Below are 9482 nucleotides of genomic sequence, written 5' to 3'. Positions count from 1 at the left end.
GGGGAAACCCACGATAAAGTCCGAACTGATGCAGATTCCCGGCACCGCCGCCCGCAGTTTGCGCAGCTTGGATTTGTACTCCAGCGCCGTGTGGTTGCGCTTCATGGCCGCCAGGATCCGGTCGGAGCCCGATTGCACCGGCAGGTGCAGATGCTTGACCAGCTCAGGCACTTCGGCATGGGCCTGGATCAGGCTGTCGGAGAACTCCAGTGGGTGCGACGTGGTGTAGCGGATACGGTCGATGCCCTCCACGGCCGCCACCACGCGGATCAGCTCGGCGAGGTCCGCCAGGCGCCCGTCGTGGGTCAGGCCGCGATAACCGTTGACGTTCTGCCCCAGCAGCGTCACTTCCCGCACGCCGTGTTCCGCCAGGTGGATGATTTCGGCGATGACGTCGTCGAACGGCCGGCTGACTTCTTCGCCACGGGTATAGGGCACCACGCAGAACGTGCAGTACTTGCTGCAACCTTCCATCACTGACACGTATGCGCTCGGGCCGTCGATACGGGGTTCGGGCAGGTGGTCGAATTTTTCGATTTCCGGAAACGAAACGTCGACTTGCGGCAGTTTGGTGATGCGCGCGGCGTCAATCATCTCCGGCAGGCGGTGCAGGGTCTGCGGGCCGAAGACCACGTCTACGTAGGGCGCGCGGTCACGAATGGCAGCGCCTTCCTGGCTGGCCACGCAACCGCCCACGGCGATGACCATTTCCGGGTTGGCCAGTTTCAGTTCACGCCAGCGACCGAGCTGGGAGTACACCCGGTCCTGGGCGCGCTCGCGAATCGAACAGGTGTTGAGCAGGATCACGTCGGCGTCTTCGGCACGGGCGGTGACTTCCAGGGCCTGGTGTTCACCCAGCAGATCGACCATGCGCGAGCTGTCGTACTCGTTCATCTGGCAACCGTGGGTTTCGATGTAAAGCTTCTTGGCCATGGACGGAGTCATCACGTGATTCAAAGAACCGCGCATTATAGGGAACAAGTCACCCGGTTCCTACCGCTGCGCGAGCAGTGGCTATGCTATAGTTCGCGCCCTCATTTTTACCCGCCGATGTGTTTCGCCTGCCATGACCAAACGTGAAGCTCCAATCTACAAGGTGATTTTCCTCAACCAGGGCCAGGTGTTCGAAATGTACGCCAAGCAGATCTATCAAAGTGATCTGTGGGGCTTCCTGGAAGTCGAAGAATTCGTCTTTGGCGAGCGCACGCAAATGGTCGTCGATCCGAGCGAAGAAAAGCTCAAGGCGCAGTTCGAAGGCGTGGTGCGCAGCTTCGTGCCGATGCATTCGATCGTGCGTATCGACGAGGTCGAGCGCCTGGGCACCCCGAAAATCAGCGAAGCCCGCGGCGCGGTCGGCAATGTCATGCCGTTTCCGATGCCGATGCCTGAGAAGTAAGCGCCAAGACTGAGTTGCCCCCAATCGCGAGCGGGCTCGCTCCCACACTGGATCTTCTGTGTGCACATTATTTGTGAACACCCGGGATTAACTGTGGGAGCGAGCCTGCTCGCGATTAGGCTCTCAAGGCCGTGGTGGATTCAGGGCAGTGGCGAGAAGGGCGTGCGCCCGTCGGCGTTTTGCAATTCCATCAGGTATTTGCGGAAGATCTGCCCCAGCACCTGGGTCGCGACTTCCAGTTCGTCGCGGGGCATCTGTTCGGCGACTTCGTCGGCGGTGTCCAGGGCTTCTTCGGCGCCATTGACCGCTGCCATCTTCAAGACAATGTAGGCCTGCACGTTGTTGGCCGGCACGCCTTCGCCATGGAAGAACATGCCGCCCAGCTTGTATTGCGCCTGGGCATGGCCTTGCAGTGAGGCTTTTTCGAAGTAGCTGAGGGCCAGTTTGAGGTCGCGCGGCGCAGCCTTGCCGTCGTAGTAGAACTCGCCCAACTCGTATTGCGCTTGTGCATCGCCCGCGTCCGCCGCTTTTTGACAGGCGTCGAGTGCCGGTGCGAGATCTTGTGGCTGGGTGTTGAGCGTGCAACGGCCCATCGCCGGGATCAACAACGAGTTGCCGCCTGCTTGTGCGTTCGCCAGCAGCGGCTGAAGGAGCAACAGGCAGCCCAGGGCAAGGGTGCGGCCGGTGCGGTTCATGGGAATCGACTTACCTCTGAGGGGCACGCGGACCCTCCGGGGGATCCAATAAGCGCGCATTATGAAATAAGCAGGGCCATCCTTACAAAGTCTTTACTCGTTTTTCTGCTGCGAGGGAGCGCTAACGGCAGCTTCGGGGGGTAATACGTAGGAAAAGGGGTAAGAGGTTGTCGTCAATCACTGACGCCAGCGTCAGCCGGCGTCAGTTATCCACAGGCTTACTTCAACGCGGCGAAGGCCCGCTCGGCGGCGTCGAGGGTGATCTTCAACTCGGCCTCGCCATGGGCGATGGAGGTAAAGCCGGCTTCGAACGCGCTCGGTGCCAGGTACACGCCACCGTCGAGCATCAGGTGGAAGAAACGCTTGAAGCGGTCAGCGTCGCTGGCCATCACATCTTCGAAGGTCACGATGTCATCGGCGCCACTGAAGTACAGGCCGAACATGCCACCGGCCTGGGTGGTCACGAACGGAATGCCCGCTGCGTCGGCACGAATCTGCAAACCGTCGAGCAGACGGGTGGTGTAGTCGGTCAGCTCGGCGTGAAAGCCCGGGCGGCTGATCAGACGCAGGGTGGTCAGGCCGGCGGCCATGGCCAGCGGATTGCCTGACAGCGTACCGGCCTGGTAGACCGGACCCAGCGGCGCGATGCATTCCATGATGGCACGCTTGCCGCCGAAGCAACCGACCGGCATGCCGCCGCCGATGATCTTGCCGAAGGTGCTCAGGTCCGGTGTCACGCCGTAGTGGGCCTGGGCGCCGCCGAGGGCTACGCGGAAACCGGTCATCACTTCGTCGAAAATCAGCACCACGCCGTGCTGGTCGCACAGGCTGCGCAGGCCTTCGAGGAAACCCGGCGCCGGCGGTACGCAGTTCATGTTGCCAGCCACAGGCTCGACGATGATGCAGGCCACTTCCTGGCCGACTTCGCTGAGCATCTTCTCGACTTCTTCGAGGTCGTTGAACGGCAGGGTCAGGGTGTGCTTGGCAAACGCTGCGGGCACGCCGGCCGAACTTGGTACACCTTGGGTCAGCGCGCCGGAACCGGCCTTGACCAGCAGGCTGTCGGAGTGGCCGTGGTAGCAGCCTTCGAACTTGATGATGCTGTCGCGACCGGTGAAGCCCCGTGCCAGGCGAATCGCACTCATGGTTGCCTCGGTGCCGGAGCTGACCATGCGCACCATTTCCATCGACGGCACGATCGAGCAGACCAGGTCGGCCATCTCGGTTTCCATAGCGGTCGGGGCACCGTAGGACAGGCCGTGCTGCAACTGGTTGCGCACCGCTTCCAGCACGTCCGGATGGCTGTGGCCCAGAATCATAGGGCCCCACGAACCGACGTAGTCCACATAGCGCTTGTCATCTTCGTCCGTCACGTACGCGCCTTCGGCGTGTTTGAAGAACAGCGGGGTGCCGCCAACGCTCTTGAACGCACGAACGGGGGAGTTCACGCCGCCGGGGATGTGCTTTTGGGCATTGGCAAACAGGGTTTCGGAACGGGACATGGTTGGGCTCTCGAAATCGAAAAATTATTTGATCTGCAACAGATCGTTGAAGGCACGGGCGCGGCGCGTCACTTCCTGGGGGCTGTCGGCGCCGAACAGACCATGGACCACGGCCAGCAGGTCGACACCGTGAGCCACCAGCGGGGCGGCGTTGTCCAGGGTGATGCCGCCGATGGCGCACACCGGTATATGCAGTTTGATCCGGGCCTGGTCGAGCAGTTCAAGGTTTGCACTGGGTGCGCCGGGCTTGGTGTTGGAGTTGAAGAAGCGTCCGAACGCGACATAGCTCGCGCCCTCGCTGGCGGCCTGTTCGGCCAGTTCCAGGCTGGAATGACAGGTGGAGCCGATGATTGCGTCGCGCCCCAGCAGCGCCCGTACTGGCGCCAGAGGGCCATCGGTCTGGCCCAGGTGAACGCCGACGCCCAGGCGCGCGGCCAGTTCGGCGTCGTCGTTGATGATCAATCGGGTCTTGTAGCGCTCGCACAGATTGCGCAGCGCTTCGGCTTCGCGCAGACGGCGGGCTTCGTCGCTGCTTTTATCACGGTATTGCAGCAGGGTGACGCCACCTTCCAGTGCCGCTTGCACATACGCGAGGAATTTGCCGGCCAGCAGTTGGCTATCGGTGATGGCGTAAAGGCCACGTAGTTTCATTCCACAGCCTCCGGGGCTACGAGCAGAAATCCAGCGGCAGGCGACGCGGGACGAACTGGCCTTTGCCCAGCTGTTCGGCATCGCGCAGGGTGCGCCAGGTGTAATCCAGTGCTGTCTTGACCGCGCTGGCGAGGTGTTCGCCCTGGGCCAGTCGTCCAGCCAGGGCGCTGGCCAGGGTGCAGCCGGAACCATGGTAGCTGCCGGGCAAGCGCTGGCAGGTGAAGGTTTCGCGGCGACCATCGCGGCTGTACAGGCGATTGTGGACTTCATGTTCGTCGCCGTGACCACCGGTGATCAACAGGTGCTTGACGAAGGGCAGCAGTTTTTCGGCGCATTCATCGGCGCTGCCCTCTGGCAGTTCAGCGAGGATGCGTGCTTCCGGCAGATTGGGGGTGGCGATGATTGCCAGGGGTAACAGGCGTTCGCGCATGGCGTAGCCGACTTCATCCTTGCCCAATCGTCCGCCGCCACCGGCTCGCAGCACTGGGTCGCAGACCATGGGCAAATGCGGGTGCGCCTGCAGCAGTTCGACTACCGTGTCGACCATTTCCAGTGAGCCGAGCATCCCCAGCTTGACCGCCGCTACCTGCGAATCGTTGAGCACGGCATTGGCTTGCGCCAGCACCCACTCCCGATCGAGCACGCGGAAATCGCTCACGTTAACCGTGTCCTGCACGGTCAACGCGGTAACGGCCGGGGCGGCATGACAACCCTGGGCGAGCAGGGCTTCGATATCTGCCTGCAAACCGGCGCCACCACTGGGATCGTGGCCGGAGAGACAGAGGACAACGGGGCGAGAGCTGTAGATATTCATGGTGCGCGAGCTTACCACCAAACCTGTTTTGTCGGTGGTCGGACTCTGAGGGTTTTATGCGGAACTGCTTGCTCTGATGATTGCTTTTGACCCACCCGTTGCCGACCTGACCAAAGCAACAGCTCTATCTCAATGCTTGGCGCTGGAACGCCCGTTCTAGAGCCATCTGTAGGAAAAATTTCAATGGTGCAAATTGGCCATCAGCGGCTATGCTAGAAATGGATCCAACCAATAACAGGTAATGCCGGTTTTACGTCTACTCAGGGAATGGGGGGCTTCCTGATTCAACCGGACAGGCCACGCTGGGGCTTAAATGCGCTATTTGCTGATGTTGCTGCTGTGCTTGCCCGCTTTGGCAAGCGCCCTCGAATTCGATGAATTCACCCAAAGCCTGCCCTTGGGCCATGCCCTGCAGGTGTTTGAAGACACCCACGGTACGGCCACCATCGACGATGTCCTGGCAGAGGCCGCGGCGGGTCACTTCAAGCCCCATGACAAAGCCACGCTGAACGCTGGTTATTCGCGCTCGGCATTCTGGCTGAAAATAGACCTGCACTACCGTCCCGGCAATCCGGACGCCCAACGCACCTGGTTGTTGGAGCTGGCCTATCCGCCGCTGGACCATCTGGACTTGTATCTGCCTGACAGCGCCGGGGCGTATCGCCTGGTTCGCCAGACCGGCGATGCCTTGCCGTTCGCCAGCCGTGAAATTCGCCAGAACAACTACCTGTTCAGCCTGGACTTCAAACCTGAACAACGCCAGGCCGTGTACCTGCGCCTGCAAAGCCAGGGTTCGATCCAGGCGCCGCTGACGTTGTGGTCGAGCACGGCCTATCTTGAGCAACAACCTGTGCGCTTGTACGTGTTGGGCACCATCTATGGCGTACTGCTGGGGATGCTGGTCTACAACCTGTTCATTTACCTGAGCGTGCGGGACACCAGTTACCTTTATTACATCGTTTATATCGCCTCGTTCGGCTTGTATCAGTTGTCGGTCAATGGAGCGGCCGTGGAGTATTTCTGGCCGGACAACCCCTGGTGGGCCAATGCCGCAACCCCCTTTTTCATCGGCTGTGCGGGGCTATTCGGCAGCCAGTTTGCGCGCAGCTTCCTGCAAACCGCTCAACACAGTCGTTGGCTTGACCGGCTGCTGCTGGCGCTGATCGTCTACAGCGCGGTAGTGGTGGGCCTGTCGCTGATGACCAGTTACGCCTTGGCCTTGCGCCTGGCGACGGCATTGGCGCTGGTATTTACCGTGGTGATTTTCGCCGCTGGGCTGTTCGCCTGGTGGCGTGGCCTGCGGGTGGCGCGTTATTTCATCATTGCCTGGTCGGCGTTTCTGCTGGGGGGCGTGGTCAACACGATGATGGTGCTCGGTTATCTGCCGAACGTATTCCTGACCATGTACGCCAGCCAGATTGGCTCGGCCATCGAAGTAGCGCTGTTGTCCCTGGCCCTGGCCGACCGTATCAATGCCATGCGCGAGCAGCAGGCCCAGACGCTGTTCGACGCCGGGCAGAAACTTGAAGTGCTCAACCAGCAATTGGCCCATGGCAACAAACTCAAGGATGAATTCCTCGCCACCTTGACCCATGAGCTGCGCACGCCGATGAATGGCGTGATCGGTTCGCTGGAGTTGATGGACACCGTCGAAATGAATGAGGAGCTGACCCAGTATCAACAGACCGCCGCAGGTTCTGCGCGGGACATGATGCGCATGGTCAACGGCATCCTCACCCTTACCGAGTTGCAGGCCGGCAAGCTCAAGGCCTACCCGGCGCCGTTCAGTCTGCGCGCGATGGTCGACGCCTTGCAGGTGCAGTTCGGTGCCAATGCGGCGGTCAAGAGCCTGGATTTCAAGGTCGACGTGGCACCCGGCCTGACGGACCGGCTGATCGGTGACAGTGGCAAGCTGGCCCAATGCCTGGAATGCCTGCTGGACAACGCCGTCAAGTTCACCCGCACAGGGGGCCTAGCGCTGCGGATCAGTGGCAGGCCGTCGGGGCTCGATCGGCTGGTGCTGTCCTTTGCCGTGATCGACACCGGTATTGGTTTCACGGACCTCGGGGAGGCGAGCTTGTACCAGCGCTTCTTCCAGCTGGACGGTTCCATGACCCGGGAATACGGCGGTCTCGGCGTGGGGCTGGCGATCTGTCGGCAGCTGGTGGAGTTGCTGGGCGGACGCTTGACCCACACCTCCGAACCCGGTCGCGGCAGCCGATTCCAGTTGGATGTCGAGGTGGAAATGGCCGTGCCCGTGGAGGCGCCCACGCCATTTTCGTTCAGCCCGCGAGAAAGCGCGCGGTTGCCCCAGGATTGCACGGTGTTGCTGGCTGACGACAACAGCATTGATCTGCTGGTGATGCGCGGCATGTTGCTCAAGCTCGGTTACCGGGTGCGTACCGCCGACAGCGGCCGCGCGGCACTGGATATGCTGCAGGGCGAGAGTGTTGATGCCGTGCTGCTCGATTGCCAGTCGCCACCGCTGGACGGGGTGTCGGTCTGCTGTCAGATCCGTACGCTTGCCGGCTGCGAGGACCTGCCGGTGTTTGTGGTCAGTCCCAATCCGAATCACGAGCGCTGCACGTCGGGCGCATTGACCGATTACCTGAGCAAACCGGTGAAATTCGAGGTGTTGCGCACGATTCTGCAACGGCGGGTACTTTGTCCAAAACAGGGTGAAAGCGCCGATATTTAGGCGGGTATGACACTTTGTTCGACCTTGGGGCGGTGCTTAACTGAACCTCTGCTGGCCGACCAAGGAGCCCTGTCATGAACCTGCACCAGTTCGCCGAGACCCACGAGGTCACCAATCAGCCACCGTCCCTGGATGGCGCCAACCTCTATCGCATCGACCTGCCGCTGCAACAGTGGTCGCAGCGTTTTGGTGCGGGTTGGGCGCAAGGGCGGATCGATGCGTATGGCGCACTGGCCGGCGGGCCGCTGATGGAAGCGGGGTTTCTGGCGAACCAGAACAAGCCGGTGTTTTCCAGCCACGACCGCTACGGCCATCGCATCGATCTGGTGGAATTCCATCCCGCTTACCACCAGTTGATGCGCACGGCCGTCGAGCATGGCTTGCCCAGCCTGCCATGGGCCCAGCCGCAACCCGGCGCCCACGTCGCCCGAGCCTCGATGACTTATCTGCACAGCCAGGCTGAAGCCGGCACCGGTTGTCCGCTGACCATGACCTTCGCCAGCGTCCCGGCGTTGCGTTTGCAACCGGACCTGGCCGAGCTCTGGGTGCCCAAAGCGCTCGCCACCGAGTACGACCCGCGAAACGTCGGCATGGCCCACAAGGCCGGGGTGACACTTGGCATGGCGATGACTGAAAAGCAGGGCGGCACCGACGTGCGGGCCAACACCACCAAGGCTTATCCGGTGGGCGCCAGCGGTCCGGGCCAGGCCTATGAGCTGGTGGGCCACAAGTGGTTCTGCTCGGCGCCGATGTGCGATGCCTTTCTGACCCTGGCCCAGACCGACAAGGGCCTGAGCTGTTTCCTGCTGCCGCGCCATCGCCCGGACGACACCCGTAATCAGTTCTATATCCAGCGGCTGAAGAATAAGCTGGGCAACTGTTCCAACGCCTCCAGCGAAGTTGAATTCCGTGGTGCACTGGCCTGGATGGTCGGTGAGGAAGGGCGAGGCGTGCCGACCATCATCGAGATGGTCGCCATGACCCGCTTCGATTGCATGGTCGGTTCCAGTGCTCTGATGCGCCAGGCCCTGACCCAGGCCAGCCATCACTGCGCGCATCGCAAGGTCGGTGGCAAGTTGTTGAGCGAACAGCCACTGATGCAAAACGTGCTGGCCGACCTGGCGCTGGAAAGCGAAGCCGCCCTGGCCCTGAGCCTGCGCATGGGGCGGGCGCTGGACCACTTGAGTGACGAACACGAGGCCAAGTTCGCGCGGCTGGTGACTGCGGTGGGCAAATACTGGATCTGCAAACGCGCCCCCGCGATGATCAACGAAGCCGCCGAATGCATGGGCGGCGCGGGTTATGTCGAAGACAGCATCCTGCCGCGCCTCTATCGTGAAGCACCGGTGAACTCGACCTGGGAAGGCTCCGGCAATGTGCAGTGCCTGGATGTGTTGAGGGCGCTGTCCAAGGAACCGGGCGTGCTTGAAGTGCTGTTCACCGAGCTGGGTGACGGCCACGGCGACAAACGCCTGGCTGCCCACATCGATCGGTTGCAGGCGGCGTTCAAGGATACCGCTGACATCCAGTACCGCGCCCGGCAATTGACTGAAGAGATCGCCATCGGCCTGCAAGCCAAGCTGCTGCTGGAAGCGGGCAACAGCGACGTCAGCGACGCCTTCATCGCCAGCCGCCTGGGTTCGGCTGGCCGGGCATACGGCGCCTTGCCCCGAGGCCTGAATGTCGAGGCCATCGTGACACGCTCCACGCCCCAAGGTTTCTAAAC

The 9482-nt window shown here is 61.8% G+C and carries 8 protein-coding genes; 3 read left to right on the top strand and 5 right to left on the bottom strand.

All coding sequences use genetic code 11. The features are described from left to right. A partial coding sequence (gene miaB, locus GSM73_RS19805; protein ID WP_256676996.1) for a tRNA (N6-isopentenyl adenosine(37)-C2)-methylthiotransferase MiaB occupies nucleotides 1-933 on the bottom strand: 933 nt, incomplete at its 3' end. A gap of 133 nt (nucleotides 934-1066) precedes the next feature. On the opposite strand from miaB, the gene GSM73_RS19800 reads away from it, so the two are divergent. Further along, entirely contained in the window at nucleotides 1067-1396 is a 330-nt protein-coding gene (locus tag GSM73_RS19800) for a DUF1820 family protein (protein WP_016773045.1), read from the top strand. A gap of 140 nt (nucleotides 1397-1536) precedes the next feature. Here the strand turns inward: GSM73_RS19800 and GSM73_RS19795 are convergent, their stop codons facing one another. The 4 genes from GSM73_RS19795 to GSM73_RS19780 all read right to left on the bottom strand — a co-directional run bounded on the left by GSM73_RS19795 (nucleotide 1537) and on the right by GSM73_RS19780 (nucleotide 5058). Further along, entirely contained in the window at nucleotides 1537-2091 is a 555-nt protein-coding gene (locus GSM73_RS19795) for a tetratricopeptide repeat protein (protein WP_047229510.1), read from the bottom strand. Nucleotides 2092-2309: 218 nt separating this feature from the next. Next, a complete protein-coding gene (gene hemL / locus GSM73_RS19790; protein WP_160893615.1) occupies nucleotides 2310-3593 on the bottom strand; it encodes a glutamate-1-semialdehyde 2,1-aminomutase in 1284 nt (427 codons plus the stop codon). A gap of 24 nt (nucleotides 3594-3617) precedes the next feature. Continuing rightward, the gene (gene thiE / locus GSM73_RS19785; RefSeq protein ID WP_047229512.1) at nucleotides 3618-4244 is read right to left on the bottom strand and encodes a thiamine phosphate synthase; all 627 of its coding nucleotides are present in this window, start codon (nucleotides 4242-4244) and stop codon (nucleotides 3618-3620) included. Between the two features lie 16 nt (nucleotides 4245-4260). Beyond that, the gene (locus GSM73_RS19780) at nucleotides 4261-5058 is read right to left on the bottom strand and encodes a hydroxymethylpyrimidine/phosphomethylpyrimidine kinase (RefSeq protein WP_076383510.1); all 798 of its coding nucleotides are present in this window, start codon (nucleotides 5056-5058) and stop codon (nucleotides 4261-4263) included. 313 nt (nucleotides 5059-5371) lie between these two features. On the opposite strand from GSM73_RS19780, the gene GSM73_RS19775 reads away from it, so the two are divergent. Both GSM73_RS19775 and GSM73_RS19770 read left to right on the top strand, forming a co-directional pair. Then, a complete protein-coding gene (locus GSM73_RS19775; protein ID WP_160893613.1) occupies nucleotides 5372-7756 on the top strand; it encodes a hybrid sensor histidine kinase/response regulator in 2385 nt (794 codons plus the stop codon). 74 nt (nucleotides 7757-7830) lie between these two features. Further along, nucleotides 7831-9480: an acyl-CoA dehydrogenase family protein gene (locus GSM73_RS19770; protein ID WP_139049090.1), complete on the top strand. Its 1650-nt coding sequence runs from the start codon at nucleotides 7831-7833 to the stop codon at nucleotides 9478-9480. Nucleotides 9481-9482: the final 2 nt, after the last annotated feature.

This window comes from Pseudomonas sp. PICF6 (assembly GCF_009831705.1).
GTDB classification, from domain to species: Bacteria; Pseudomonadota; Gammaproteobacteria; order Pseudomonadales; family Pseudomonadaceae; genus Aquipseudomonas; species Aquipseudomonas rhizophila.
This window is presented reverse-complemented; position numbering and strand designations above follow the sequence as displayed.

Excerpts from the sequence above, each read along its gene's own strand:
- hemL (WP_160893615.1), bottom strand. The coding sequence starts at position 3,593 with ATGTCCCGTTCCGAAACCCTGTTTGCCAATGCCCAAAAGCACATCCCC.
- GSM73_RS19770 (WP_139049090.1), top strand. The coding sequence starts at position 7,831 with ATGAACCTGCACCAGTTCGCCGAGACCCACGAGGTCACCAATCAGCCA.
- GSM73_RS19795 (WP_047229510.1), bottom strand. The coding sequence starts at position 2,091 with ATGAACCGCACCGGCCGCACCCTTGCCCTGGGCTGCCTGTTGCTCCTT.
- GSM73_RS19780 (WP_076383510.1), bottom strand. The coding sequence starts at position 5,058 with ATGAATATCTACAGCTCTCGCCCCGTTGTCCTCTGTCTCTCCGGCCAC.
- GSM73_RS19800 (WP_016773045.1), top strand. The coding sequence starts at position 1,067 with ATGACCAAACGTGAAGCTCCAATCTACAAGGTGATTTTCCTCAACCAG.
- thiE (WP_047229512.1), bottom strand. The coding sequence starts at position 4,244 with ATGAAACTACGTGGCCTTTACGCCATCACCGATAGCCAACTGCTGGCC.
- GSM73_RS19775 (WP_160893613.1), top strand. The coding sequence starts at position 5,372 with ATGCGCTATTTGCTGATGTTGCTGCTGTGCTTGCCCGCTTTGGCAAGC.